Source organism: Aeromonas simiae, from assembly GCF_014892695.1.
In the GTDB taxonomy this organism is placed as follows: Bacteria; Pseudomonadota; Gammaproteobacteria; order Enterobacterales; family Aeromonadaceae; genus Aeromonas; species Aeromonas simiae.
In genome coordinates this window covers 349,809-376,163 of sequence record NZ_CP040449.1, presented here as the reverse complement: position 1 = coordinate 376,163, position 26,355 = coordinate 349,809, and the positions used below count along the sequence as shown (strand labels likewise).

At 61.5% G+C, this 26,355-nt stretch carries 20 protein-coding genes and 6 tRNA genes; 14 read left to right on the top strand and 12 right to left on the bottom strand.

The genetic code is table 11. The features are described 5' to 3' along the window. The first annotated feature begins 40 nt into the window (after window positions 1-40). The 11 genes from rsmC to nhaC all read left to right on the top strand — a co-directional run bounded on the left by rsmC (window position 41) and on the right by nhaC (window position 6,722). Complete coding sequence (gene rsmC / locus FE240_RS01780) at window positions 41-1,069, top strand: 16S rRNA (guanine(1207)-N(2))-methyltransferase RsmC (protein WP_193003139.1); 1,029 nt, start codon at window positions 41-43, stop codon at window positions 1,067-1,069. A gap of 149 nt (window positions 1,070-1,218) precedes the next feature. Further along, window positions 1,219-2,436 carry a glucose-1-phosphate adenylyltransferase gene (glgC, locus tag FE240_RS01775; RefSeq protein ID WP_193003138.1) on the top strand — a complete coding sequence of 406 codons (1,218 nt, stop codon included), beginning with the start codon at window positions 1,219-1,221 and terminating at the stop codon, window positions 2,434-2,436. Continuing rightward, complete coding sequence (glgA, locus tag FE240_RS01770; RefSeq protein ID WP_226798938.1) at window positions 2,426-3,889, top strand: glycogen synthase GlgA; 1,464 nt, start codon at window positions 2,426-2,428, stop codon at window positions 3,887-3,889. The genes glgC and glgA overlap by 11 nt, the downstream gene beginning before the upstream one ends. 117 nt (window positions 3,890-4,006) lie before the next feature. Then, window positions 4,007-4,092: transfer RNA gene (locus tag FE240_RS01765), tRNA-Leu, on the top strand. A gap of 49 nt (window positions 4,093-4,141) precedes the next feature. Beyond that, window positions 4,142-4,227 (top strand) — tRNA-Leu (locus tag FE240_RS01760). Between the two features lie 41 nt (window positions 4,228-4,268). Further along, a tRNA-Leu gene (locus tag FE240_RS01755) sits at window positions 4,269-4,354 on the top strand. Window positions 4,355-4,395: 41 nt separating this feature from the next. Beyond that, window positions 4,396-4,481: transfer RNA gene (locus tag FE240_RS01750), tRNA-Leu, on the top strand. A gap of 41 nt (window positions 4,482-4,522) precedes the next feature. Beyond that, window positions 4,523-4,608 (top strand) — tRNA-Leu (locus tag FE240_RS01745). A gap of 41 nt (window positions 4,609-4,649) precedes the next feature. After that, window positions 4,650-4,735: transfer RNA gene (locus FE240_RS01740), tRNA-Leu, on the top strand. 82 nt (window positions 4,736-4,817) lie between these two features. Further along, window positions 4,818-5,093, top strand: a complete 276-nt coding sequence (locus FE240_RS01735) for a late competence development ComFB family protein (protein ID WP_193003136.1) — start codon at window positions 4,818-4,820, stop codon at window positions 5,091-5,093. A gap of 201 nt (window positions 5,094-5,294) precedes the next feature. Further along, window positions 5,295-6,722 (top strand): Na+/H+ antiporter NhaC, encoded by a 1,428-nt coding sequence (gene nhaC, locus FE240_RS01730; RefSeq protein ID WP_226799103.1) that lies wholly within the window; start codon window positions 5,295-5,297, stop codon window positions 6,720-6,722. Between the two features lie 48 nt (window positions 6,723-6,770). On the opposite strand, the gene radA is transcribed toward nhaC, so the two are convergent. Then, on the bottom strand, window positions 6,771-8,141 hold the full coding sequence (radA, locus tag FE240_RS01725) for a DNA repair protein RadA (protein WP_193003134.1): 1,371 nt from the start codon (window positions 8,139-8,141) through the stop codon (window positions 6,771-6,773). A 104-nt stretch (window positions 8,142-8,245) separates the two neighbouring features. Between radA and FE240_RS01720 the strand changes: the two genes are divergently transcribed. Continuing rightward, a complete protein-coding gene (locus FE240_RS01720) occupies window positions 8,246-10,624 on the top strand; it encodes a PilZ domain-containing protein (protein WP_193003133.1) in 2,379 nt (792 codons plus the stop codon). Here the strand turns inward: FE240_RS01720 and FE240_RS01715 are convergent. Both FE240_RS01715 and serB read right to left on the bottom strand, forming a co-directional pair. After that, on the bottom strand, window positions 10,602-11,507 hold the full coding sequence (locus FE240_RS01715) for an alpha/beta fold hydrolase (protein WP_193003132.1): 906 nt from the start codon (window positions 11,505-11,507) through the stop codon (window positions 10,602-10,604). The two genes, FE240_RS01720 and FE240_RS01715, sit on opposite strands and share 23 nt — an antisense overlap. A gap of 23 nt (window positions 11,508-11,530) precedes the next feature. Beyond that, window positions 11,531-12,535 (bottom strand): phosphoserine phosphatase SerB, encoded by a 1,005-nt coding sequence (gene serB, locus FE240_RS01710; protein WP_193004403.1) that lies wholly within the window; start codon window positions 12,533-12,535, stop codon window positions 11,531-11,533. A 103-nt stretch (window positions 12,536-12,638) separates the two neighbouring features. Between serB and FE240_RS01705 the strand changes: the two genes are divergently transcribed. Then, window positions 12,639-13,256 (top strand): AhpA/YtjB family protein, encoded by a 618-nt coding sequence (locus FE240_RS01705; RefSeq protein WP_193003131.1) that lies wholly within the window; start codon window positions 12,639-12,641, stop codon window positions 13,254-13,256. A 61-nt stretch (window positions 13,257-13,317) separates the two neighbouring features. Beyond that, window positions 13,318-15,486, top strand: a complete 2,169-nt coding sequence (locus FE240_RS01700) for a PAS domain S-box protein (RefSeq protein ID WP_226798936.1) — start codon at window positions 13,318-13,320, stop codon at window positions 15,484-15,486. 128 nt (window positions 15,487-15,614) lie between these two features. On the opposite strand, the gene deoD is transcribed toward FE240_RS01700, so the two are convergent. From deoD to amt, 9 genes are all read right to left on the bottom strand, one after another. Continuing rightward, window positions 15,615-16,331: a purine-nucleoside phosphorylase gene (deoD, locus tag FE240_RS01695; RefSeq protein WP_193003130.1), complete on the bottom strand. Its 717-nt coding sequence runs from the start codon at window positions 16,329-16,331 to the stop codon at window positions 15,615-15,617. Window positions 16,332-16,406: 75 nt separating this feature from the next. Then, window positions 16,407-17,615, bottom strand: a complete 1,209-nt coding sequence (locus FE240_RS01690; RefSeq protein WP_193003129.1) for a phosphopentomutase — start codon at window positions 17,613-17,615, stop codon at window positions 16,407-16,409. Between the two features lie 13 nt (window positions 17,616-17,628). Continuing rightward, window positions 17,629-18,960 (bottom strand): thymidine phosphorylase, encoded by a 1,332-nt coding sequence (gene deoA / locus FE240_RS01685; protein WP_193003128.1) that lies wholly within the window; start codon window positions 18,958-18,960, stop codon window positions 17,629-17,631. Between the two features lie 84 nt (window positions 18,961-19,044). Further along, on the bottom strand, window positions 19,045-19,818 hold the full coding sequence (gene deoC / locus FE240_RS01680) for a deoxyribose-phosphate aldolase (RefSeq protein ID WP_193003127.1): 774 nt from the start codon (window positions 19,816-19,818) through the stop codon (window positions 19,045-19,047). Window positions 19,819-20,181: 363 nt separating this feature from the next. Further along, a complete protein-coding gene (locus FE240_RS01675; protein WP_193003126.1) occupies window positions 20,182-20,352 on the bottom strand; it encodes a XapX domain-containing protein in 171 nt (56 codons plus the stop codon). A gap of 128 nt (window positions 20,353-20,480) precedes the next feature. Further along, a complete protein-coding gene (locus FE240_RS01670) occupies window positions 20,481-21,755 on the bottom strand; it encodes a NupC/NupG family nucleoside CNT transporter (protein ID WP_042046166.1) in 1,275 nt (424 codons plus the stop codon). Window positions 21,756-21,976: 221 nt separating this feature from the next. Further along, window positions 21,977-22,753 carry a TatD family hydrolase gene (locus FE240_RS01665; protein ID WP_193003125.1) on the bottom strand — a complete coding sequence of 259 codons (777 nt, stop codon included), beginning with the start codon at window positions 22,751-22,753 and terminating at the stop codon, window positions 21,977-21,979. 233 nt (window positions 22,754-22,986) lie between these two features. Beyond that, entirely contained in the window at window positions 22,987-24,327 is a 1,341-nt protein-coding gene (gene rlmD, locus FE240_RS01660) for a 23S rRNA (uracil(1939)-C(5))-methyltransferase RlmD (protein WP_193003124.1), read from the bottom strand. A 125-nt stretch (window positions 24,328-24,452) separates the two neighbouring features. Further along, the gene (amt, locus tag FE240_RS01655) at window positions 24,453-25,874 is read right to left on the bottom strand and encodes an ammonium transporter (RefSeq protein ID WP_193003123.1); all 1,422 of its coding nucleotides are present in this window, start codon (window positions 25,872-25,874) and stop codon (window positions 24,453-24,455) included. Window positions 25,875-26,355: the final 481 nt, after the last annotated feature.

Genomic DNA, 26,355 nt, shown 5'->3' with positions numbered 1-26,355 from the left:
CATGTATAATACGAGCCCCACCGATTTCAGGAGAGAGCCCATGTCCAGACTCAGCAACGTCAGCGAAATGCTGCTGCGTAACCTGGAACTGTTTGCCGGAAAACGCCTGCTGGTCTGCGGCCTGCTGGAAGATAGCCTGCCCCAGCTATTGCTGGCGCATGTTGAGCAGCTCACTGTTTTTACCACCGATTACGCCTATTACCGCCAGTACAGCGCCACGCTCGGCGGGCGCCTGCAATTTGGCCACTGCCTGGAAAGTGATGTGCAGCATGACGCCCTGCTGCTGCTGCTGCCCAAGGCCAAGCAGGAGGCGCAGTACCTGCTGGCCATGTGCGCGCCTAAGCTGCTTCCAAACGCCGATCTATTACTGGCCGGCGACAATCGCGGCGGGATCAACGGGGCCGACAAGCTGCTCGCCCCTTATGGCAACAAGCCGCTCAAACGCGATTCGGCGCGGCGCGCCTCGCTCTATCACGGGGTGCTGGAACGCGACGTGCCCCCCTTTACGCTCCAGCAGTGGGTCGGTCACTACCAATATGAACTGGGCGGGGAGGTGTTGCATGTTCATGCACTTCCTGGTGTGTTCAGCGCCGCCGAACTCGATCAAGGTTCGCGGTTACTGATCGATCATCTGCCATCGCTTACCGGACGCACCCTAGACTTTGGCTGTGGCGCCGGCGTACTCAGCGCCGCCATCGCCAAACGCTATCCAAACGTGAATATGGAGCTGGTCGATATTAACGCGCTGGCCCTCGAGTCCAGCCGATTGACCCTGGCGGCCAATGGGGTGAAAGGAGAGGTCTATCCTTCCGACGTCTACTCCGATATCAGCGGCCCATTTGCTCATATTATCTCCAACCCCCCTTTCCATGCGGGGCTCAACACCTTCTACGCCGCCACCGAGCAGTTTCTTGACGCAGCCCCCGCCCACCTCGTCAAGGGAGGAGATCTCACCATTGTGGCCAACGCCTTCTTGCGTTATCAACCTATACTGGAACGTGGTTTTGGACGGGTGGAGACGGTCGCCGACGATCGCAAATTTCGGGTATACCGCTGCCGCCGACAATAATGACAACACAATCACTGATTGATTTTGGTTCAGTTCAGGTCAGTACAGTTACAGTCCAAACCATCCTAAATTGCCCCGAGAGGGGTAATTTTTGCACTTCCAATGAAACCCTTTTCAACGAAATGAAAACTTAAATGGAGTGAATAGATATGGCCGGACTACTCGCCATGGTATTGGCTGGCGGCGAAGGAACTCGCTTGCAGCCGCTGACCACCACCCGCAGCAAACCTTCTGTTCCGTTCGGTGGCAGTTACCGGCTCATCGATTTCGTGCTCAACAACTTCGTCAATGCCGATTTCCTGCGCATCTATGTGCTGACCCAGTTCAAATCCCAGTCCCTCTATCTGCACATGAAGAAAGGCTGGAATATCGCCGGCATCACGGATCGCTTCATCGATCCGATCCCAGCCCAGATGCGCATGGGCAAACGCTGGTATGACGGCACCGCCGACGCCATCTATCAGAACCTGCGCTTCATCGAGATGTCCGACCCCGACCATGTCGCCATCTTTGGCTCCGATCACATCTACAAGATGGACGTGAGCCAGATGGTGGCCTTCCACAAGCAGAAGCAGGCTGCCATGACGGTCGCCGCCATCCGCATGCCGATCCACGAAGCCTGCGCCTTCGGCGTCATCGAGGTCGACACCGAAGGGCGCATGGTGGGCTTTGAAGAAAAACCCAAGCACCCCAAGAGCATTCCCGGTGAACCGGAGTGGGCACTGGTCTCGATGGGCAACTACATCTTCGAGACCCAGACGCTCTACCGCGAACTCAAGGTGGATGCCGCCAACGATCACTCCAGCCATGACTTTGGTAAAGACATCATTCCGGCCCTGTTCCCCCGCGCCCCTGTCTATGTGTACGACTACAGCACCAACATCATTCCCGGCGAGTCCTCCAACGTCTACTGGCGCGACGTGGGCACCCTGGATGCCTACTGGCAGGCACACATGGATCTGGTGGCCGATGAGCCCCCCTTCTCGCTCTACAACCGCAAGTGGCCGCTGCACACCTATTACCCGCCGCTGCCGCCTGCCACCTTCATCGACACCGAGCACTGCAAGGTCAAGATTGCCAACGCGCTCATCGCAGGAGGAAGCCTGATCCAGGGCAGCAATATCCAGCGCAGCGTGCTCGGCTTTCACTGCAATGTCGGGCCTTGCAGCCACATCAGTGAGTCGGTGCTGATCGGTGATGTGAAGATCGGTGAGGGGTGCACCATTCGGCGCGCGATCATAGACCGGAATGTCGAAATTGCACCCGGCACCGTGATCGGGGAGAATCTGGAACATGACAGAGAACGTTTTACCGTTTCCGAAGGCGGTATTGTCGTGGTCCCCAAAGGAGCAAGAGTTGGTTACTGACCCCCTGAAGATCCTGTTTGTTGCATCGGAAGTGGAAGGGTTTGCCAAGACGGGAGGGCTGGCCGACGTCGCGCGGGCCCTACCATTGAGTCTTGCTGAACGTGGGCATGAAGTGATTGTGGTCATGCCCTATTACAAGACCATGAAGCACAGGGAGAAAGCGACACTGATCGCCTCCTCCCAGCTGCCCGCCGCCGCCAGCGAGCCCTTGCCCTACAACATTTTCAGCCTGCAAAGTGAAGGGCTCACACTCTATCTTATCGACTGCCCACGCTATTTCGAGCGCGAGCAACTCTATGCCGAGAACAACCACGCCTACGACGATAACGGTGCTCGCTTCGCCTTCTTCTGTGCCGCTGCCCTGCATGCCTGCGAGGTGACCGATTTTCGACCCGATATCGTGCACTGCAATGACTGGCATACGGGGCTCGTCCCCATGCTGCTGCGCACCCGTTATGCGGCCAGCCCGACCTTTGCCGGCACCCGCAGCGTGCTCAGCATTCACAACGCGGCCTTTCAGGGGATTTTTGACCGTCAGCAGTTGTGGGCAGTTCCCGAGGTGCTCGAGCAGATCCACCGCCTCGGGTTGCTGGATCTCTCCACCATCAACTTCCTCAAGTGCGGTGTGGCCTTTGCCGACAAGATCAACGCGGTCAGTCCCAACTATGCCCAAGAGTTGCTGACCCACCTAGGTGCTCACGGCATGGCCCAAGTCTTCCAGACCCGGCAGGCCGATCTGTGTGGCATTCTCAACGGCTGCGACTACCGCGACTGGGATCCGGTCAATGACCACTATCTGCCCGCCACCTACAGCGTCGATGACCTCGCCGGTAAGGCGGTGTGCCGCCGTCAGTTGCAACAGGAGCTGGGACTGCCGGAAGAGCCAGTCGCCATCTATGGCATGGTCTGCCGCCTCACCGAGCAGAAAGGGGTTCCCCTGCTGCTGCCCGCACTCGAGAAATTCCTGCACCACCGCGTACAAGTCGTGGTCGTGGGTACCGGCGATCCCCTGCTGGCCCAACAACTGACCCAGCTAGCAGCCCGCTATCCGCAGCGACTGGTGTTTCTCAACACCTACGACAACCGCTTGGCCCACCTGGTCGAGGCGGGCGCAGACTTTTTCCTGATGCCCTCCCTGTTCGAGCCATGCGGCCTGAACCAGATGTACAGCCTGGCCTACGGCACGCTGCCGCTGGTGCGGGCGGTCGGTGGCCTCAAAGATACCGTGATCGATCTCGATAAAGACCCGCAGCGGGCCACCGGCTTCAGTTTTGTCGAGCCCAACTCGGGAGCCCTGCTTGACGCGATGCGCCGCAGCTTGCTGTTTTTCCTGCAAGAACCCGAGGACTTTGCCCGCGTGCAACGCAATGCCATGCAGACCCGTTTCTGCTGGGAAACATCGGTCAAAGAGTACGAGTCCATGTATCACACTGCGCTGGCCGAACCGTCCTGAACGTGGATCGGGCAAGTTTTGAACCATTGAGGCAAAACTTGCCCTGCGTTCGCATAAAGTCGCCTCTTTGCTGTTGACGGCAAAGCAAAACTCTATAGAATGCCCCTCCGCAGCGATGCGAAGGTGGCGGAATTGGTAGACGCGCTAGCTTCAGGTGTTAGTGTCCCACGGACGTGAGGGTTCAAGTCCCTCTCTTCGCACCATGACTGCCATGCCAGGTCGAGGCATGTGAATAAAACGACAACACAATGTGCGAAGGTGGCGGAATTGGTAGACGCGCTAGCTTCAGGTGTTAGTGCCCCCCGGGCGTGAGGGTTCAAGTCCCTCTCTTCGCACCATGCTTATCCAGAGCATGTTAATCAAACTGGAAACACAATGTGCGAAGGTGGCGGAATTGGTAGACGCGCTAGCTTCAGGTGTTAGTGTCCCCCGGACGTGAGGGTTCAAGTCCCTCTCTTCGCACCATGCTTCTCCAGAGCATGTTAATCAAACTGGAAACACAATGTGCGAAGGTGGCGGAATTGGTAGACGCGCTAGCTTCAGGTGTTAGTGTCCCACGGACGTGAGGGTTCAAGTCCCTCTCTTCGCACCATGCTTCTCCAGAGCATGTTAATCAAACTGGAAACACAATGTGCGAAGGTGGCGGAATTGGTAGACGCGCTAGCTTCAGGTGTTAGTGTCCCACGGACGTGAGGGTTCAAGTCCCTCTCTTCGCACCATGCTTCTCCAGAGCATGTTAATCAAACTGGAAACACAACGTGCGAAGGTGGCGGAATTGGTAGACGCGCTAGCTTCAGGTGTTAGTGCCCCCCGGGCGTGAGGGTTCAAGTCCCTCTCTTCGCACCATCATTCCAGAAAAGCCCGCAGCCTCAGGTTGCGGGCTTTTCGTTTTGGCTATGCTTGTTGTTGATTCAAGAGGAGAAACACCATGGCCATAGACACCGACATTCACAACTTCTACGAACATCTGGTGCTGGAATCGATCCGCGAACAGGAGCTGTTCACCCACCTCACCCAGGAGCAACTGGCCGATCTTTGCTGCCTCACCCTCAACCAGCTACCCGCTCACTACATTCGTCACGACGTGGACATGGTCTATTTCCTCACCGACGAAGAGCGCAAGGCCATGCAGCTCAAGGTTCATCAGGCGCTCTCTCAGGCCTACAGCCGACTGCTCAAGAACGACGAACGAGACGAAGCGTAGATTGAGATAAAACGCTACAACCTATCGGTAAAGTAGGCGAATAAGCCAATCCTGATCAAAAAACTGTATATTGTTTGGTTACTCACCGCACATCTTCACGTTTTTTTGGCTTTATAAAGTAATTTTTATGCTAGATTGCGCCCTCATTTCAAAGGTCGGCCCCTGAGGTGAACTGCCCGTCAGCGACGAGAGCAGGGGCCCCTGGCGCGCAAGAGTGAGGACGTATCCATGCAACACCCTATCACGCTGCCGAAAATGCATCAGGTGGTGGCCTGTCTGGCCATCTTTCTGGCCCTCGCATTTTCCTTCACCAGCCTGCTTGACCTGCCAATCCAACTGGCTCTCTTCATCGCCTGGTTTGTCATCATGGGTCTCGGTATCAAGCTGGGCCATGACTACAAATCTCTGGAGCAGGCCGCTATCGATGGTGTCTCTAAAGGCATGGGGGCCATTCTGATCCTGGTCTCCGTCGGTGCCCTGGTCGGCACCTGGATCGCCGGCGGTATCGTCCCCAGCATCATCTATTTCGGCCTCAAGGTGATCCATCCCTCCATCTTCCTGCTGGCCACCCTGATCATCTGCTCGCTCACCTCTCTGGCGACCGGAACCTCATGGGGCTCGGCAGCCACCGCCGGCATCGCCATGATGGGCATTGGCCACAGCCTCGGCGTCCCCGCCCCTCTCGTGGCTGGCGCCGTGCTCTCCGGAGTCTACTTCGGTGACAAGCTCTCCCCGCTTTCCGACTCGGTGGTGCTGGCCTCGACCATGTCCAACGTCGACGTGGTAGAACACATCAAGGGGATGCTGCCCATCAGCCTGTTCTCCTACATCATCACCGCCGCCCTGTTTTCCGCCGTCGGCATGCGCTACGCGGGGAACGTCAGTCTGGAGCAGGTCGAGCTGGTGATGCAGGCACTGGATCAGCAGTTCAACATCACACCACTTGCCGTGATTCCCGTGGTGCTGGTGCTGGGGCTGCTGGCCAACCGCAAGCCCGCCTTCCCGGTGATCAGCTTTGGTGCCCTGCTCGGTCTGGTGTGGGCCATCCTGTTCCAGGACATGGACCCGGTGCGAGCCCTGCATTCGGCTTACAGCCCGTTTGCCATCACCTCTGGCGTCGAGTTCATCGACAACATCCTTGGCCGTGGCGGTATGGAGTCCATGCTGGGCTCGGTGGCAGTCATCATCTTCGGCCTCGGTTTCGGTGGCCTGCTCGAGAAGGTCGGTGTGCTGGAGGTGATCGCCAACGCCTTCGAAAAGCGCATCAACAACATCGGCAGCCTGACCAGCTACACCATAAGCACCGCCTTCTTGGCCAACGTGTTCGGCTCGGCCATGTACGTCTCCTTGATCCTGACCCCCAAGATCATGGGCAAGAACTACGACCGCCTCGGCCTGCAACGCAAGAACCTCTCACGCAACGCCGAGTTCGGCGGTACTCTCACCTGCGGCATGGTGCCCTGGAGCGACAACGGCATCTTCATGGCTGGCGTGTTGGGAGTGGCCACCCTCGACTACCTCCCCTACATGTGGTTGAGCTTCACCTGCATCATCGTCACCATCACCCTCGCCTACTGCGGCAAGGCGGTGAACCGGGTGCCGGTCATCGAAGCCGCCAGCTCACGCTAAACGAAAAAGGCGCCCTTAGGCGCCTTTTTTATCTCCGACCGAGATGGGTCACAGCGCCTCCAGCGCATCGGCCAACTTCTTGACTGGCACCACCTCCATCCCCTCGATGGGGGATTTGGGGGCATTGGCCCAAGGCACGATGGCGCGACGAAAGCCATGTTTGGCCGCCTCTTGCAGCCGCTCCTGGCCGGAGGGTACAGGCCGGATCTCCCCTGATAACCCCACCTCGCCAAACACCACCAAATCGCGGGCCAGCGGCTGATCGCGAAAGCTCGATACCATGGCGAGCAGCAACCCCAGATCCGCACTGGTCTCTTCGACCTTGACCCCGCCCACCACGTTGACGAAGACGTCCTGATCGGCCATTTGCAGCCCACCGTGGCGATGCAGCACCGCCAGCAGCATGGCCAGACGGTTGTGATCCATCCCCACCGCCACCCGGCGCGGGTTGGAGAGCTGGGAGTAGTCCACCAGCGCCTGCAACTCCACCAGCAAGGGGCGGGTTCCCTCCCAGATCACCATGACCACAGAGCCGGGAGACTGCTCCTCGCCGCGACTTAAGAAGATGGCCGATGGGTTGCTCACCTCGCGCATCCCCTGCCCCGTCATGGCAAACACGCCGAGCTCGTTGACCGCCCCGAAGCGGTTCTTGTGGGAGCGCAGGGTACGAAAGCGCGAGTCATGGCCGCCATCGAGCAGCACAGAGCAGTCGATGCAATGTTCGAGCACCTTGGGGCCGGCCAGAGTGCCATCCTTGGTGACGTGGCCCACCATGAAGATGGCCACGTTGTTTTGCTTGGCGTAGCGGGTCAGCAGGGCGGCGGCCTCGCGAACCTGAGAGACCGACCCCGGCGCCGACTGCACGTCGGCCACGTGCATCACCTGGATCGAGTCGATGACCATGATCTGCGGCTGCTCCTGCTGAGCAATCACGCAGATCTGCTCGACGCTGGTCTCTGAGAGCATGCGCAGCTTGTCGGTGGGTAGGCCAAGGCGCGAGGCGCGCATCGCCACCTGCTGCAACGACTCCTCCCCGGTCACATACAGGGTCTTCATCCGCTCGGCCAGGCCGCACATAGTCTGCAACAGCAACGTCGACTTGCCCGCCCCTGGGTTGCCGCCAATCAGGATGGCCGAGCCAGGCACCACGCCGCCGCCCAGCACCCGGTCGAGCTCCTTGAAGCCGGAGCTAAAGCGCGGGATCTCGGTGGTGGCGATCTCCGCCAGGGTCTGCACCCGGCTGCCGGCGGCACCGGCGTAGCCGCTCAGGCGGGCGGCCGAGGCGCCGCGCGGTGTGCTCACCCCGAGGCGCACCTCGGTGATGGTGTTCCACTCTTTACACTCGCTGCACTGGCCCTGCCAGCGGCTGAAGTCTGCCCCACATTCGGAGCAGACGTATGCGGTCTTGTTCTTAGCCATCTCACAACTCGTAGGACAGAATAATTTGATGCTTGGTATACTTGGTTGCACTCGGCAAATCAAATTGCCTTTCAGATTCATAGACTTCTTCACGACGGGCTTGCATGGAACGCACCTCTCACCACCCCACCATCGATCAGCTCATCCCCCTGCTGCGCGAACGGGACTTCGACGATCTGTTTGAGCGCCTCACCCAGGGCGAGAGCAGCAACGGACGCTTTCTGCTCAAAATGGAGATCAAGCGCCTGTGCACGCCGTGCCGCCGGGTCATCGACATGAGGGCCTACCTCGGCGACGAGTGCCAACTGTTCGAGTATCAGGGTATTCAGCACGCCATGCCGCCGGAGGCCATCGCCCTGTTCCACTCCCAGTGCTACCTCTATCGTGACGGCTATACCCTGGGGGTGTACGAGGCTCTGCAACAGTGGCTCAAGCGCCAGGGGCACAGGGCCGGCCAGCAGCAACCAGAGCCCTCACCCCGCGCTCAACTGGAAGCCAAACGGGTGCCCTTTGCCAGCTACTACAGCCGCAGCGACGAGCGGATGCACTACAGCTCCCAGGTGTTGCTCAAGTTCAACGATGGCCAGCGCCTGTTTGCCAAGACCTCCGATATCTCGTTGAGCGGCACCCGGGTGCAGATCCCTTTTCCCCTCGAGCACCCGCCGGGAGAGATCATCGAGGTCTACTTCACCGGCCTAGAGCACGACCATCCGCAAGAGGCGTTGCACCACCCGGTGCACTACCAGTTGCTTGGCCACGATGAGCGCAACGGCCGCCACTGGCTACGCCTGCTCAAGGTGGCGAGCACGCCCGAATTTGACGCCTTCTTGCAACAGTTCATCGACAGCAACAAAAGCCGCTACCGGATCAGCGTGGACTACCTGCTGTCTGCGGCACTGACCAAGGGTTACGAGCAGTACTTCCTGCCGCGCATGAGTGGCCTGCCCCTGTTCTTTCGCGGCCACGCCAACCCGCGGCTCGACACGGTGCTGCGCACCGAGAACAACCAAGGGATCTTGAGCGACTGGCGCGATGAAAAGAACCGCGACATGCTGGCCGGCCTGTTCCCGCCGGCGCGCATGGCCGCGCTGCTGGCCCAGCCGGATAACCAGAAAGAGACCCTCATCTACAGCTTCACTCACTCGGTACGCAGCCACATCTACTTCTTCTCCGCCACCCGGGAAGAGCTCGACCGCAGCGGCCTGCGCGCCCTGTTTTTCCAGGTGGGGGCCCGCCGCTCCAGTTGGCGCGTCTACCGCCTCTTGCTGGAGCCCTGTCGCCCACAGGAGGCCGAGATCGCCAGCCTGCTGCCCCACAGGGAACCCCATCCGCAGGATCATCTGCTGCACGAGCGGGTGAGCCAGATCAGCCATGTCGGCTTGCTGCAACCGGTCGACAACGAGCTAATCCGCGACGATTACCTGCAATATGGCGCAACAGGGCACAACGCCAACGAGTTGCAATGCTTCGGCCACCCCGTGGAGGTCGAGCCGTTTGAGATTGAAACCCTCTATTACCTGCAACTACGCAGCGAGCCGCGTTACAGCCATCGCACTGCGGTGGCGGTCCAGCAGGGGGAGAAAAGCTACCTGGGGTGGTCGCGCGACATCTCGGTGCAAGGGCTCTGTCTGGAGATGGAGCAGGGGGTGCCCTGCCAGCGGGGAGAGGTGCTGCACATTGCGCTGCCGCGCTTACAGGCACTGTCGAAAAACATGGAGCTGCGCCAGCTCCCTTATCGGGTGGTCGGCCTCAACAGCAATGGCACCGTGCTGCACTTGTGCATAGAGGGGGCAGCGGAGACCCACGTCGGGCGTCAGTTCTTCGCCCTGCTCATCGAAAGCAACCTCAACAAGCTCAAGGAGGTTCGGGAGGGACGGCGCTATCGCGGTTATGCCAAGGCGCTGCGCAACCTCTACGCCCATCACCTGTTTACCCACCCCTTCTATATCAACCGCCTCAAACAGGGGCCGCGCGTGACCGCCATCGCCCATGCCGGGGCGCCGCGCTCTCTCGATGCCCTGCTGGCCGCCCAGGCCGAGCAAGAGGGCAACGACAACCTAACCCCGCTGCTGGCCGGGGAGCGTTTCAAACTGCTGGTACAAGAGCCGCTTCGCGATCGCCAGCGCGAGGATACCCCTCTTGAGCAGGAACTCTACGTAGCGCTGTGGCAAGAGAAAACGGGCGGCTGGGAGAGCGATGCCATGCTGCTCACCGCCTTCCCCGATGCGGCGGCGCGCCGAGCCTTCGTCACCCAGGCGCTGACACGGGGGCGCTTCTTCTCGGTGCGGATGATGCTCTCACGCACCGGGCGCCCTGATATCCACTTCATCGGCAACGAACTCGACTACATTGCCAAGTTCGCCATCCACAAAGCCAAGCAACTGGAAGAGGAGCTGTGGAGCGTGATCGGCCTCGGCGAACTCATCGACACCACGGCCGCCACCCTGGCCGCCCTCGGGCTCAGCGCGCCGGCGGCGCCTTGAGCCACTCGGCGATGGCCGGGAAGTGATCCTCTTGGGCCTGGGGGGCGGTCAGCATGTTGATGTGGTCGTAGTCGAGCCGGTTGCCGTTGGCCTGAGCCAGCAAAGTGAAACGCCCCTTGGCCCCCATCTCATCGAGAAAACGCTGCACGTCGATAGGATGGCCGAGCACCTTGTCACGCCGGGCGGCAATCATCCAGACCGGCGGCCACGGCACTGCGGCGGCGGCGCTGTCGTAGGCAAAACCGTCATGGGGATCGACCCAAGGCTCACCCTTGACCCAGGGGATGCTCTCCTCGAGGTAGCGCAGCGGCTCGTCGTCAGCCCCCACCTTGTAGCGGCGGGCGGCAAAAAAGCCCTGACGGCGTGCCAGCCAAGGGGCCAGCCGGTTCCACACCAGATCCACCTTGAACCAGCGCTCCGGCCCCTGCACCGAGACGCTGCGCTTGGTGCCAAAGAAGAGCAGGCTCGCCACCTGTGCGGCCAGCTCGGGGTAGCGCACCAGCGTTGATGCCATCAGCACCCCGCCCCATGAGTGGGCCAGCCAGTGCACGCTCGCTCCCCCGTGACGCTCACGCACCCAGCGATGCAGGGCGGGGATGTCCTCGGTAATGAGCTCAAACTGGCCGTGCTCCGCCTGCTCGGCAATGGCCGGCTGGCTGGCTCCGCGCCCGCGCAGATCGGCCACATAGACCTGATAACCGTGACGGGCCAGGAAGCAAGCGAGCCCCTTGCCAGACTCGGTATAGAAGATGCGGCCGTTCTCGATAGCGCCGTGCACCATCAGCAGCGGCTCGCCATGAACAGGCACGGCGGGCCCGATGGCCCGCACATGCAGGGTATGGCCGCCGACGGCGACGTAATGAGATTTCTGCTCCAGTGACATCTCCCCTCCTTGGGAATCTGGCCTCAGCGCGTCCAGCGCAGGGTGGCGGCGCGACTTGCCTGTAGCAGACAGAGCACCCCATCGAGATCGTGATGCTCGATGCTGGCCGCCGCCTGGGCCCGCACCACCGGCTTGGCGTGGATGGCGATGCCAAGGCCCGCGGCCGCCATCATCTTGAGGTCGTTGGCCCCATCCCCCACCGCCACCCGCTGGGTGAGCGCAATACCATACTGCTCGCCAAGCGCGGTCAGCTCTTCGGCCTTGACGGCGGCATCGACGATGCGCCCCGTCACCTTGCCGGTCAGGCGCCCCTCCTCCACCGCCAACTCATTGGCGTGAATGGCATCGAGCCCCAGCGCGCGCTGCAACTCGCCGGCGAAGCGGGTAAAGCCCCCGGAGGCGATAGCCACCTTCCATCCTGCCCCCTTGAGGGTCTCCACCAGCTCGGGCAGGCCCGGCATCCAGGGCATGTTGGCCGCCACCTCGTCGAGAATGGAGACCGGCGCCCCCTCCAGCAGGGCCACCCGGTTGCGCAGGCTGTCGGCGAACTCCAGCTTGCCCTGCATGGCGGCGGCGGTGACGGCGGCCACCTGCTCCCCCACCCCGGCCAGACGGGCAATCTCGTCGATGCACTCGATGCGGATCGCGGTCGAGTCCATGTCCATCACCAGCAGACCCGGCTGCGCCAAGGTCGGCAAGGTGCGCAGATGGCAGACATCGAAGGCAAAGGCGTGTTCGCGCAGGGCCGCCACCAGCTCGGGAGAGAAGCGATCGCACCCCAGCAGCAGGGTGGGGCGGGCCGCCTCGGGCAGCGGATAGAGCACGGCGCTCACCCGCTGTTCACCGAGCAGTTTGCCCAACCGGCTCAGGGCCGCCGGGTTGAGCGCCTCACCGACCGCCACCAGCCAGGCCGAGTCCTGAGCGTGCTCGGTCGCCACCAGCGTGTCATCGGCCAATTGCCAGAGAGGAGCAGTACAGAGCGTCCGCTGCCACTCGGAGAGGGCCTCGGGAAGGGTCGAAATCCATATCACGGCACAGGTTTCCTATTAACGAAATGGGGTCAGGGTAGCGTATTGCTTTTTGCCGAGGCAAGGGCGAAGATCCCGCCACCTCAGCCGATGGAGCCACCCCTTGCGTTACCTGCCTCTCAAACGAGCCCTCAGTCTTGCCGCCGGCGCCCTGCTCTGTGCCTGGGTACTGGTCATGCTGCTGCGGCTGCAATCCGAGAGCCAGCAGGCGATGCACGTTCAAGCGCGCGAGCAGGCGCAGGCGTTGGTCAGCTATGCCGCCCGCAACATGAGCCGCTGGTTGCAAGAGAAAAACAAGAGCGAGCTGGCGCTGCTGGCCGACAATCTGGCCAAAGATCCGCTCATCACCGACGTCACCCTCTACGATCAACGTGGGGTACCGATCGCCCAGTCTGGCAATGCCCTGCCACTGGAATCCCTGCTCCCCATCGGCAGCGAGAATGCCACCAAGCCTAAGCAGGGTGAAGGACGCCAGCCGTTCATCGAAGAGATCAATCTGGAGGGCAAGACCCTCGGCTACCTGCGCATCACCCTAGAGGAACAGCAACTGCTCGAGCCATTGCAGACCAAGCTGCGCAGCGATTTGGAGCGACTGCGATTAATGCTACTGGTGATGCTGCTGGCCGGGTTGTTCATCTCGTTCGGGGTGCGCCGCAACTATGTCCGGGTACGCAAGCACCGTAAAAAGGAGACCGCGCCCACGCCGAAAGAGGAGGCGTGACGCTGGATTGCCCCTCGCGACTTGTATATAACTCTGGCTAGCCTACTGCACGGAGCCCTGCATGCACGTCGCCCCACTGCCCCTGGACGAAGCGGACCGCTTGCAGCGGTTGCGCCTCCTCGGCCTGTTTGACCATGAGCCCATCGCCGCCCTGGATCGCCTCACCCGGTTGCTGACCCGCCATTTTGATCTCCCCATCGCTCTGGTCTCCCTGGCCGACAGCGAGCGCCAATGGTTCCTCTCTCATGCTGGCACGTCGCTTTGTGAAATCCCCCGTGCGCTCTCCTTCTGCGGCCATGCCATGCTGCACCCCGACATCATGCAGGTGGAAGACGCCCGCCTGGATGCGCGTTTTGCCGACAACCCGCTGGTGACCGGTGCACCCCATGTGGTCTTCTACGCCGGGCGGCCGCTGCACGCCAGCGACGGCACCGTGCTCGGCACCCTCTGCCTGGTCGATCACCTGCCGCGCCGCCTTGATGCGCAGCAGTGCCAGGATCTGGATGACTTCGGCCATCTGGTGGAGAACACCCTGCACGATATGGAGCGACGCATTCAGCTCGACTGCCTGAGCCGGGAGCTCGACGACAAGACCAACCTGTTTGCTCGCATCTTCACCCACAGCTCGGTCGGCATGGCCCTCACCGCCCTCGACGGTAGCTGGCTGCGGGTCAACCCAGGACTGCAACAGTTGCTCGGTTACAGCGAGACCGAGCTACTGACCCGCACCTGGCAGTCGATGACCCATCCAGACGATCTGCCGATCGAAGCGCCGCTCTTTCACTCCCTGCTCGCCGGCGAGCGTGGTCACTACCGGTTAGAGAAGCGGCTGCGCCGCGCCGATGGGGGATACTGCTGGGTGCAACTGAGCGTGGCCCTCTGCCAGGGGGGTAGCGAGCCTCCCTACTTGGCGGCGGTGTTTGCCGACTTAAGTGAGCGCAAGCAGATAGAGGCCGAGTTGCGCACCCTGCAAGGGGAGCTGGAGCAGCAGGTTACCGCGCGCACCCGAGATCTCACCGACACCATCTCCCGTCTTGATGAGGAGCGTATCCAGCGCGAAGCGATGCAGACCCATCTCTGGCAGCAGCAGCGACGCCTTGAGCACATGCTGCGCCACACCAGCAACGCCTTCCTCGAAATCGATGACCAGGAGCGCCTGACCGGCTGGAACCCGGCCGCCAGCCGCCTGTTTGGCTACACCCAAGAGCAGGCCATCGGCCAGCCACTGCGCGCCCTGCTGGGCGACGATAGCCCGCTGGCCGACTTGCTCTGCTCACCGCTGACCGAGCCGCAGCGACTCGAGAGCCACATCACCACCCGCCATCACGAGCGACTCTGTGTCGAGGTGGTGGCCGAACGCCACGACTTCGGCGGCGCGGCCCGCCGCATCGCCTTCTTGCACGATATCTCGGAGCGGGTACAGGCCAACGAGGAGCTGGCCCGCAGCCGGGCACGACTGCGCGAGATCACCGACAACCTGCCGGTGCTCATCAGCATGATCACGCCAGACGAGCGCTACCTGTTCGTTAACCGGGCCTACTACGACTATTACCGGATTGAGCCTGACCGCATCCTCGGCATGCATGTCCGCGATGTACTGGGCGAGGAGGCCTACGCCGAATCGGCCCCCCTGATCGCCAACGCCAGATCGGGCAAGCGAGCGGTGCTGGAGCGCAGGGTCACCCGCTACGGCGAGCCGCGCATCATCCGGGTCGAGTTCATCCCGGCCGGCGGTACCGAGCCCGGCACCTATGTGCTGGCCACCGACATCACAGAGTACCGTCTGCTGCAACATCAGCTCGAGCACGAGGCCACCCACGATCCGCTCACCGGCCTCCCCAACCGGCGCGCCTTCACCCTGCGGCTGACCCGGGAGCTGGAGCGGGTACAGCGCGGCGAGACCGCGCTCGGCCTGCTGTTTATCGATCTGGATGGCTTCAAGCAGATCAACGATCACTTCGGCCACGACATGGGGGATCTGATGCTGCGCCACGTCGCCCAGTTGCTGGGGGAGGCGGTGCGCGGCGACGACATGGTGGCCCGTCTGGCCGGGGATGAGTTCACCGTGCTGCTGCCAGGGCTGGAGCTACAGGAGCTGGGGTTGTCGCAGTTGAGCCAGCGCCTGCTCGAGGCGATGGCCAAGCCACTTCAGTGTGGTAAGCAGACATTGCAGACAGCGGGAAGCATAGGGGGGGGTACTGTGTCGCCCGGGCAAGGAGTACGACCTTGACCACCTGCTACATCAGGCCGATGAGGCCATGTATCGGGCCAAGGCAGCCGGCAAGGGGCGCTACCAGTTGCTAAAAGAGGAATAAAAAACGGCGGCCCAAGGGCCGCCGTCTCATGGGTGCGAAGGCATTACTGGTCGCCCAACAGCACCGATTCCAGCGCGATCTCGATCATGTCGTTGAAGGTCAGCTGGCGCTCTTCGGCGGAGGTCTGCTCACCGGTACGGATGTGATCGGAAACGGTGCAGATGGTCAGCGCCTTGGCGCCGAATTCTGCGGCCACCCCATAGATGCCGGCCGCTTCCATCTCGACCCCCAGAATGCCGTACTTCTCCATCACGTCGAACATGGAGGGGTCCGGGGTGTAGAAGAGATCGGCAGAGAACAGGTTACCCACCCGCACCGGGGTGCCCTTGTTCTTGGCTGCCTGCACCGCGTTGGCGACCAGATCGAAGTCGGCAATGGCGGCGAAGTCGTGATCCTTAAAGCGCAGACGGTTCACCTTGGAGTCGGTGCAGGCGCCCATGCCGATGACCACATCACGCAGCTTGACGTCTTCACGTACCGCACCGCAAGAGCCGACGCGGATGATGGTCTTGACGCCGTAGTCGGTGATCAGCTCCTTGGTGTAGATGGAGCAGGAGGGGATGCCCATGCCATGGCCCATCACGGAGATGCGGCGGCCCTTGTAGGTGCCGGTGAAGCCCAGCATGTTACGCACGTCGCACACCTGCTCGACGTTCTCAAGGAAAGACTCGGCGATGTACTTAGCGCGCAGGGGATCGCCCGGCATCAGCACCACGTCAGCAAAGGCGCCATCTTTCGCATTGATATGAGGAGTTGCCATTCTCTTGATTCCTTCACACTTGATTGGATTATTTTGTTGTTGTCTACCTGCCCCGCCAGAGGCGGGGCGGCTAAGTTACAGGAAGCTGGTGCCGTACTGCAACTTGGGCAGGCCGTGATAGGCCGCGATGCTCTGACCAATATCGGCAAAGGTGTCGCGACCGCCCACACTGCCCGCCTTAACCGGTTTACCGTAGAAGATCACCGGAATGTGCTCACGGGTGTGATCGGTGCCACCCCAGGTCGGATCACAGCCGTGGTCGGCGGTGATGACGACCACATCCCCCTCTTGGAGCAGGGCAAACAGCTCCGGCAAGCGGGAATCGAAATACTCCAGCGCGTCGGCGTAGCCTTTCACGTCACGGCGATGGCCATAGGCCGAGTCAAAATCGACGAAGTTGGTAAAGACGATGGTGTTGTCACCGGCGGCGTTCACCTCTTCCAGGGTGCGATCCCACAACTCTTCAAGACCGGTGCCCTTCACCTGCTTGGTGATGCCTTGATGGGCATAGATGTCGGCAATCTTGCCGATGGAGACCACGTTACCGCCCGCCTCCTTCATGTAATCGAGCACAGTCGGCGCCGGCGGCAGCACCGAGTAGTCGTGACGGTTGCCGGTGCGCTTGAACTCCCCCTTATGAGCCCCCACGAACGGACGAGCAATCACGCGGCCGATGTTGTAGGGCTCGAGCAGCTCGCGCACGATGTGGCACAGCTCATAGAGCTTCTCGAGACCATAGGTCTCTTCGTGGCAGGCAATCTGAAACACCGAGTCAGCCGAGGTGTAGAAGATAGGCTTGCCGGTGCGCATGTGCTCCTCGCCCAGATCGTCGAGCACCTGGGTGCCGGAGGCGTGGCAGTTACCGAGGTAACCCGGCAGGCCGGCTTTCGCCACGATGGCGTCGAGCAGCTCGGGCGGGAAGCTGTTGGTGGTGTTGGTGAAGTAGCCCCAGTCAAACAGCACAGGCACGCCGGCGATCTCCCAGTGGCCGGACGGGGTGTCCTTGCCGGAGGAGAGCTCCTTGGCATAGCCGTAGGCCGCCACCACCTCGGTCTGCTTGTCGAGACCGGCGGGGAACAGACCGGAAGAGAGCTCGCAGGCATGCCCCAGCCCCAGCTTGGTCAGGTTAGGCAGCGAGAGCGGGCCGCGCCCCGCCACCTTGCCCTCGGCACATGCCTTGGCAATGTGGCCGAGGGTATTGGCACCGACGTCACCGAACTTGTCAGCATCGGCGGCAGCGCCGATACCGAAAGAGTCCATCATCAGGATAAAGGTACGTTTCATGGGAGTCCCCTTGTTACAAATCGGCCAGAGCGATGCGGCGATAGACCTCGGGCAGGGCCTCGGGCTGCGCGTCATCAATCCGGATGGCGGCGCGCACCATGGCGGCCGCCTGACTGAACTGTTCCTCGTTCTGAGCATGGATGAAGGCGAGCGGTTTATCCGCGCCGACCTCCTGCCCCAGACGAATAAAATCGGTCAGGCCCACGGCGTAGTCGAGCCGGTCGGCCGGGGCACGGCGCCCGCCGCCCATGGCCACCACCGCCAGACCCAGCTCACGGGTGTCCATGGCGCTCACGAACCCGCTGCGCTCGGCGTAGACAGGGCGGACGATGGCACTCTTGGGCAGGTAGTGGTCATAACGCTCGACGAAATCGGCCGGGCCACCGAGCCCCGTGACCATGCGCCCGAAGATCTCGGCCGCCTTGCCGTTATCGAGCACCGCTTGTAGCTTAGCGCGAGCCCCTTGCTCATCCGCGGCCAGCCCGGCAGAGAGCAGCATCTCGGTGCACAGGGACAGGGTCACCGCATGGATGCGCGGGTTGCGGTACGCACCGGTCAGGTAGCGCACCGCTTCGCGCACTTCCACCGCGTTGCCGGCGCTGGAGGCCAGCACCTGGTTCATGTCGGTGAGCAGGGCCGTGGTGCGGCATCCCGCCCCGTTGGCCACCGCGACGATGCTGTTGGCCAGCGCTTCCGAATCCTCGAAGGTGGGCATGAAGGCGCCAGATCCCACCTTGACGTCCATCACCAAGGCGTCCAGCCCGGAGGCGAGCTTTTTAGAGAGGATCGAGCCGGTGATCATGGCAATGGATTCAACGGTGGCGGTTACGTCGCGCACCGCATAGATGCGTTTGTCGGCCGGGGCGAGATCGCCGGTCTGACCTATGATGGCGACGCCGGCCTCACGCACCACTTGGATGAAGGTGTCGTTATCGACCGAGGTCTGATAGCCGGGAATGGCATCGAGCTTGTCCAGGGTGCCGCCGGTATGGCCGAGACCACGGCCGGAGATCATCGGCACGAAGCCGCCACAGGCGGCGACCATGGGGCCGAGCATGAGAGAGACCACATCGCCCACCCCGCCGGTGGAGTGCTTGTCGACGATGGGGCCGCCGAGGTTAAGGGGAGCCCAGTCGAGCACCATGCCGGAGTCACGCATGGCGCAGGTCAGCGCAACACGCTCGTCCATGGTCATGTCGCGGAAGTAGACGGCCATGGCCAGCGCCGCAATCTGCCCTTCCCCTATGGTGCCCCGGGTGATCCCCTCCACGAAGAATTGGATTTCCTGAGTCGTCAGCGCGTCACCATTGCGCTTCTTACGAATAATTTCCTGAGGCAAAAACATCTTAGATTCCTTTCGCGCCAAGGCGCGCAATGCAAGCCAGATAGGAGTCCTGAAGCGGGGCGGCACGCCGCCCCGGTAATGCGCTTAATAACCGCTGGTGTCGGCCGGCTTGTCGCCGTAACCCAGGGTCGCCAACAGGCTGGCCAGCAGACTGGAGGCACCGAAGCGGAAGGTGCGGGCGCTGACCCACTCCTTGCCCAGGATCTCCTCGGCCATGGCCAGATACTGACCAGCGACGGCCGCATCCTTCACGCCACCGGCTGGCTTGAAGCCCACTTTCGGGTTCTTGGCCTTGATCACTTCCATCATGATGCGGGCCGCGTTCGGGGTGGCATTGACCGGCACCTTGCCGGTAGAGGTCTTGATGAAGTCAGCCCCGGCGTCGATGGAAATCTCGGAGGCGCGGCGGATCAGGGCTTCCTCTTTCAGCTCACCGGTCTCGATGATTACCTTGAGCAGTACCTTGTCACCGCAGGCAGCCTTGCAGGCCTTGACCAGATCGAAGCCGATCTGCTCATTGCCCGCCATGAAGGCGCGGTAGGGGAAGACCACGTCCACTTCGTCGGCGCCATAGGCAACGGCGGCGCGGGTCTCGGCGACGGCGATCTCGATGTCGTCGTTACCGTGTGGGAAGTTGGTGACGGTGGCGATGCGCACCTGTTCGGCGCCGATCTCGCGCAGGGTCTTGCGGGCGATGGGGATGAAACGGGGATAGATGCAAACGGCGGCGGTCAGGCCGGCCGGGGACTTGGCCTTGTGGCACAGAGCGATGACCTTCTGATCGGTATCGTCATCGTTCAGGGTGGTCAGGTCCATCAGGTTCAGGGCACGCTGTGCCGCCATCTTCAGATCACTCATCTTGATTCTCCACTCGTTAAGTCTTGCGCCGCGACGGGATGGGTACCGTGTACCATCCAGCCGGGCACGCATTGTTTACAGCAAAACTGCACAGGCAATCCGACTGCAAATAAGGCATGGGCCCTGTCACTTTCTTACAAAAGTGCGGACTTGGTTCCATGAAGACTTGAGAAGAGATCCCAGTGATCCCAAACCCAATCAATTCCATTTGACCGCCAATACCCGGTTGTCACCGGATATTAGTCACTGTCAGCACCCTGCTGACTCTGCCTATTTGAGCCGAGATACCCCTGCTTTGCAAGCCGGAATTTCTCGTTTGGCGAGGGGGCTTCACCATGCTGTGACGCAGGCCCCACGCCGCTTTCAGGAGAAAAAGCGGGCTACGATCCAGGCGTAGCCAAGCCCTCCCAGATAGACCCCGATTATGCCCATCACACCGGAGAGCACAGGCGGAGCAGGGATCGGTAGCTTGAGGATGGAAAACAGCACCCCAACAATGAATCCGGCGACCAGCGCCAGCATGACCTCATTCATGGAACCTCCGATTGACGCTTTGATATTGTTGTTTTTGTAAGGAAAACGGTTGTCACCGCTTCAAATGCGAACGCCACAGCATCTGCTGTGGCGTTCGTCGTTATTGGGCACTCTAACCTGTGTGCTGCTTACATCCCGGAGAGGGCCAGGAAGAAGCCCGCGATGGTGGCCGACATCAGGTTGGACAAGGAGCCAGCCAGCACGGCCTTGAGGCCGAAGCGGGCGATGTCGCCACGACGGTTCGGCGCCATCGACCCCAGACCGCCGAGCAGGATGGCGACGGAAGAGAGGTTGGCAAAACCGCACAGGGCAAAGGAGATGATCGCCTTGGTATGGTCAGACATGGCCACGCCATTGATCAGCACCTCATCTTTCAGATAGGGAGCGAAGTTCAGGTAGGCCACGAACTCGTTGACCACCAGCTTCTGGCCGATGAAGGAGCCGGCCACGGTCGCTTCACTCCAGGGCACGCCGATGAGGAAGGCGAGCGGAGAGAAGAACCAGCCGAGCAGCAGCTCAAGGGAGAGTTCGGGCATGCCGAACCAGCCACCCACGCCGGAGAAGATGCCGTTGATCATGGCGATGAGGCCGATGAAGGCGAGCAGCATGGCGCCCACGTTCAGGGCCAGTTGCAGACCAGCCGAGGCACCGGCGGCGGCGGCATCGATCACGTTAGCCGGCTTGTCGTCCAGCTCGGCATCGGCGTTATCTTCCTTATAGCTGGGGGCCTGGGTCTCCGGCACCAGCAGCTTGGCGAACAGCAGACCACCCGGGGCGGCCATGAAGGAGGCGGCAATCAGGTATTCCATCTTGACGCCCATGGCGGCATAGCCAGCCAGCACAGAGCCCGCCACAGAGGCCAGACCACCACACATGACGGCAAACAGCTCGGAGTCAGTCATCTTAGCGATGAAGGGACGCACCACCAGCGGAGCCTCGGTCTGACCCACAAAGATGTTGGCCGTTGCAGAGAGGGACTCGGTGCGCGAGGTGCCCAGCACCTTCTGCAGGCCACCGCCCAGCAGCTTGATGACCCACTGCATGATGCCGAGGTAGTAGAGTACGGCGATCAGAGAGGAGAAGAAGATGATGACCGGCAGCACGCGGAAGGCAAAGATGAAGCCACCGCCACCAAACACGTCGAACATCTTGTTGCTGACCAGGCCACCGAACAGGAAGTCGATACCATTCTGGCCATAACCGATAACGCTGGAAACCGCACCGGAGGCGCCGCCCAGAATATCCTTGCCAACCGGGACATAGAGCACGAACGCACCCAGGCTAGCCTGGATGGCAAACGCACCGGCCACGGTACGTATGTTGATAGCCTTGCGGTTGCTCGAGAAACACACCGCGATGAGGATGAGCGTTGCCATCCCCACCAGACCCATGATCAAGTTCATTTGTTATTTTCCTCTAGTAGCACCTTGCCCCTGGTTAACGAGTTGTATCAACAAACCCGCTCCCGAGGCGGCGCATTATACTGAATGAACGCTGACAAAGTATTGGTTAGGTCACATTTTGTGTTCGTAAAATTGGTATGACGGCCGCTTTTTAGACCGCAAACGATTTTTGTGCACGAATTTTGTCACGCCCCCCACCGCCTTGGTTAATTCCTTGTGAATTATCGCAACAGACGAGAAAACAGCGCTTCACTCGAGTCACGTAACAGTTCGGCAACCTTAGATGGCGCCTCCCCTTTCAATTTGGCCAGACACGCCAGTACCTCGGGCAGATACTCCGGGCTGTTGCGCATCCCCTGCCGGCCCGCCAAGGGCATGTCGGGCGCATCGGTCTCCAGCACCAAGGCTTCCCATGGCATGGCGGCTACCGCCTCACGGGTCTTGCTGGCTCGCTCATAGGTAATGGTGCCGCCGATGCCAAGGCGAAATCCCAGCGCCCAGAAGCGCTCGGCCTGGTGCCGCGAACCAGAGAAGGCATGGATCACCCCCCCCGCCGCCGGGCGGTAACGCTTGAGCAGCGTGGCCACCGTGTCATTGGCGCGCACCGAGTGCACCAGCAGCGGTAACTGAAACTGATGAGCCAGCTCGAGCTGCCCCTCAAACAGCTCAAGCTGGCCCGCTTGGGAGACCGTCGAGCGCCCATCCAGCCCGCACTCGCCGATGGCCACCAGGGCGCTGGGGCGGGCCGCCAAGCGGGAAGCGAGCCGGGTCAGTACGCCGCTTGTCTGCCGCGAGGCCCACATGGGGTGCACGCCCAGCGCATAAAAAATCCCGGTCTCCTGCGCCGCCAATCCCTCCAGTGCCGCCCAGTTCTCCTCACCGACGGCAGGAACGATATAGCGCGCAACCCCGAGCGCCCGGCTCGCCGCCAGCACGGCGGCGCGATCGTCGTCAAAGTCGGCAAAGTCGAGATGGCAGTGGGTATCGATGAGGTGCATGAGCGCTCCTTGACATGATGCTCTGGTGACAGAGGTGCGGAGTCTGCACTGGGTCGCAGAGGCGCCAGATGGCCGGCCTGCCCCCCTCACCGCACATGAGGGCGACCGGCATCAGATAGGGAGCGCAGCATCGAGCATCACCCCTTATCAAGGCCAGTCACGGCGTCGCCCCTTTCTTTTCTATGAAAAAGGCTTCCCGCAGGAAGCCTTTATGACACGATGCCGATCGGCTCTCAAGCACGGCGTAGCCGGGCTACCGCCTCTACGTGCAGGGTGTGGGGGAACATGTCGACCGGCTGCACGGCCTCCAGCACGAAGCCGCGAGCGGTGAGCCAGGCCAGATCCCGCGCCAGACTCTGGGGATGACAGGAGACATAGACCAGCCGTTCCGGCGCCATGGCGACCAAGGTGTCGAGCAAGGCCTTATCACATCCCTTGCGCGGCGGATCGATCACCACCACGTCGGCACGCTCACCGGCATGATAGAGCTCAGCAACCTTCTCTTCGGCCTTCCCCACGTGGAATTCGGTATTGCCGATGCCGTTGCGCTCGGCGTTACGGCGGGCATCTTCGATAGCCTCAGGCACCAACTCGATGCCGACCACCCGAGCCGCCTGACGCGCCAAAAACAGAGAGATGGTGCCGATGCCGCAGTAGAGATCAAACACGGTCTCGCTGCCGGTGAGGCCCGCAAACTCCAGCGCCTTGCCGTACAGCGTGTCGGTCTGAACCGGGTTCACCTGATAAAACGAGAGTGGCGAGATGACAAACTCGAGGTCATGCAGCCGATCCGTGATGATCCCCTCCCCACTCAGCACCCGGTTAGTCAGCCCCAGTACCCGGTTGCCCGGCTCGGGGTGAATATTGTGTACCACTGTGGTGATGGGCAGCCCTTCCAGGGCGGCCAGCAGCTCGGCCTCGGCCGGCAACTGCTCGGTGCGGGTCACCAGCACCAGCATCCACTCCCCGCTGGCAAACCCCTTGCGGGTCATCACGTGGCGCAGATCGCCCTCATGATTGGCCTCATCATAGGGACGCACTTCGTGCTCGCGCATCCAGTGGCGCAGACGGGCCAACAGTTCACCGTGCAGGGGATCTTGCACTGCACAGTCGTCACAGGCGACCAGGTCATGGGAGTGCTTGCGATAAAAACCGATCTCGGCCCCTTCGTCGGTGGCACGCACCGCGAACTGCGCCTTGTTACGCCAAGCAAACGGGCTCTGCATGCCGAGCACCGGCTCAACCTCCACCACCAGCCCCTGCTGGGTCAGGGCGCGGCGTACCAGCTCTCGCTTATATTCGAGCTGGGCCGGGTAGGCCAGCGGGCGCACCTGACAGCCGCCACACTCGCTATGGGCGCAGAAATCGGCAACCCGATCCGGGCTCGCGGTCACCACCTTGTCGAGACGCCCATGCAGGTAGTTGGGCTTGACCAGAGTGAGCGTCACCTCCACCTCTTCACCGGGGAGCGCGCCTTCAACATAGAGCGGCACTGCATCAAGCCGGCCTATGCCATCCCCCTTGTCGGTCAACTCGAGGATCTGGATGCGCTGCTGCTCTCCGACTGCGGACATGATGTTCTCCACTGGCGTAATGGGGGGGTGTTGGCAAGGGTGGCAGAGTGTAGCGAAGATAGGGGCAAAATGCAGGCATAAAAAAACCGCCGGACAAGCCGGCGGTTCGCGCGGTGACGCACTCATTACATGCTATAGGCCTTCTCGCCATGAGAGGTGACATCCAGCCCTTCGCGCTCGGCATCCTCCTTCACGCGCAGGCCGATCAGCATATCGACCAGCTTATAGGCAACCGCCGACACCACACCGGTCCACAGCACGGTCACCAGCACGCCGATCACCTGAGCCTTGACCTGAGCCAGAATCGAGTACTCCGCTGCCACACTGTTGGTGACATAGTCCCACACGCCGATCCCCCCCAGATCCGGGCTGGCAAACACCCCGGTCAGCACGGCCCCGAGGATACCGCACACCCCGTGCACACCGAACACATCCAGGCTGTCATCGGCCCCCAGCAGACGCTTGAGGCCGTGCACCCCCCACAGACCGGCAACCCCACTCAGCAGACCGATGATGAGGGCACCGCCCACACCGACGAAACCGGCCGCGGGAGTAATGGCCACCAGACCAGAGACTGCGCCGGAGACCGCACCCAGCAGGGAGGGGCGCCCCTTCATCAGCCATTCGGCCATGGTCCATGAGAGCGCAGCGGCGGCCGGGGCAGCCCAGGTGTTGGCAAAGGCCAGAGCCGCACCACCGTTGGCCTCCAGTGCCGAGCCGGCGTTGAAGCCAAACCAGCCGAACCACAGCAGGGAGCCCCCGATCATGGTCATGGTCAGGCTGTGCGGCGTCATGGGGTCACGGCCATAACCGATGCGTTTGCCCACCATGTAGGCTCCCACCAGCCCCGCCACGGCGGCGTTGATGTGCACCACGGTGCCGCCGGCAAAGTCGAGTGCCCCATGCTGGAACAGATAGCCAGCGGTGGCTCCGGCCGCCTCAGCCGCAGCAGCATCGGTATAGGCATCGGGGCCGGCCCAGTACCACACCATGTGCGCCATCGGTATGTAGGCAAACGTGAACCAGATGACGGCAAACAGCAGCAGGGCCGAGAATTTCATCCGCTCGGCAAACGCGCCGACGATGAGGCAGCAGGTGATCGCGGCAAAGGCCCCTTGGAACACCACATAGATGAGTTCGCTGATGCCCACCCCCTTGCTGAAGGTGGCGGCGATAGAGTCGGGCGTGACCCCCATCAGCAGCACCTTGTCGAAGGAGCCGTAGAAAGCGCCCCCCTCGGTGAAGGCCAGCGAGTAGCCATAGACCACCCACAGCACCGTCATGAGGCAGAACAGGGTAAACACCTGCATCAGCACACTGAGCATGTTCTTGGCGCGCACCAATCCACCATAGAAGAGAGCCAAGCCGGGGATGGACATCAGGATCACCAGGGCGGAAGCCACCAGCAGCCAGGTGTTGTCCCCCTTGTTGATCACCAAGGTAGCCGCAGGGGCTGCGGCAGCCTGCACCTGTGTCGCGGCCTCTTCTGCCCAGGCGGGCAGTGCCAGTGTGGCCAACAGACCTGACAGAACGACGGGTTTGAGCATAAAACTCTCCTTCCTTAGTTATCCCGGTGGTGCCGGGCCGGTTCCTGGTATTCGGAACGGTGCCGCGCAGGCACCGTACTGAACTCTCTCTTTGCAGAAACCGTTCCAACAAGGAAAACACAATAAAAATCAGAGAGTAAAATCACTACGGAAGCGATGACGCACCATTTTGGTGCTACCACTGCGCCAGCCTGGATCGGGATGCCCGCAGAAAGTGCACATTTTTTATGCTGCACCATGAAGGCGCAATTGGGGTCATGGCTCTACGGAACGAGAATGGGAAAACAGAAGCAAAGAGAGGTCACCACACGCGAGATGCGTGCGCCCTTTGCTGATGAGGACAAGAAGTGGAGCTGGCTGGCAGAAAAAGCAAAGCCGCCCCCACATCACGATGGAAATCGAGCAGGGCTATCGCCATTTTGTCGCCAGAAAAACATAAGGCCACCCGCTTGGGTGGCCTTATGTCATTGAATTTGATGTG

Bases quoted from the DNA above. Each gene is read 5' to 3' on its own strand.
- rsmC (WP_193003139.1), top strand. From the start codon at position 41: ATGTCCAGACTCAGCAACGTCAGCGAAATGCTGCTGCGTAACCTGGAA.
- glgC (WP_193003138.1), top strand. From the start codon at position 1,219: ATGGCCGGACTACTCGCCATGGTATTGGCTGGCGGCGAAGGAACTCGC.
- FE240_RS01735 (WP_193003136.1), top strand. From the start codon at position 4,818: ATGGCCATAGACACCGACATTCACAACTTCTACGAACATCTGGTGCTG.
- radA (WP_193003134.1), bottom strand. From the start codon at position 8,141: ATGGCTAAGAACAAGACCGCATACGTCTGCTCCGAATGTGGGGCAGAC.
- FE240_RS01720 (WP_193003133.1), top strand. From the start codon at position 8,246: ATGGAACGCACCTCTCACCACCCCACCATCGATCAGCTCATCCCCCTG.
- FE240_RS01715 (WP_193003132.1), bottom strand. From the start codon at position 11,507: ATGTCACTGGAGCAGAAATCTCATTACGTCGCCGTCGGCGGCCATACC.
- FE240_RS01700 (WP_226798936.1), top strand. From the start codon at position 13,318: ATGCACGTCGCCCCACTGCCCCTGGACGAAGCGGACCGCTTGCAGCGG.
- deoD (WP_193003130.1), bottom strand. From the start codon at position 16,331: ATGGCAACTCCTCATATCAATGCGAAAGATGGCGCCTTTGCTGACGTG.
- FE240_RS01690 (WP_193003129.1), bottom strand. From the start codon at position 17,615: ATGAAACGTACCTTTATCCTGATGATGGACTCTTTCGGTATCGGCGCT.
- deoA (WP_193003128.1), bottom strand. From the start codon at position 18,960: ATGTTTTTGCCTCAGGAAATTATTCGTAAGAAGCGCAATGGTGACGCG.
- deoC (WP_193003127.1), bottom strand. From the start codon at position 19,818: ATGAGTGATCTGAAGATGGCGGCACAGCGTGCCCTGAACCTGATGGAC.
- FE240_RS01675 (WP_193003126.1), bottom strand. From the start codon at position 20,352: ATGAATGAGGTCATGCTGGCGCTGGTCGCCGGATTCATTGTTGGGGTG.
- FE240_RS01670 (WP_042046166.1), bottom strand. From the start codon at position 21,755: ATGAACTTGATCATGGGTCTGGTGGGGATGGCAACGCTCATCCTCATC.
- FE240_RS01665 (WP_193003125.1), bottom strand. From the start codon at position 22,753: ATGCACCTCATCGATACCCACTGCCATCTCGACTTTGCCGACTTTGAC.
- rlmD (WP_193003124.1), bottom strand. From the start codon at position 24,327: ATGTCCGCAGTCGGAGAGCAGCAGCGCATCCAGATCCTCGAGTTGACC.
- amt (WP_193003123.1), bottom strand. From the start codon at position 25,874: ATGCTCAAACCCGTCGTTCTGTCAGGTCTGTTGGCCACACTGGCACTG.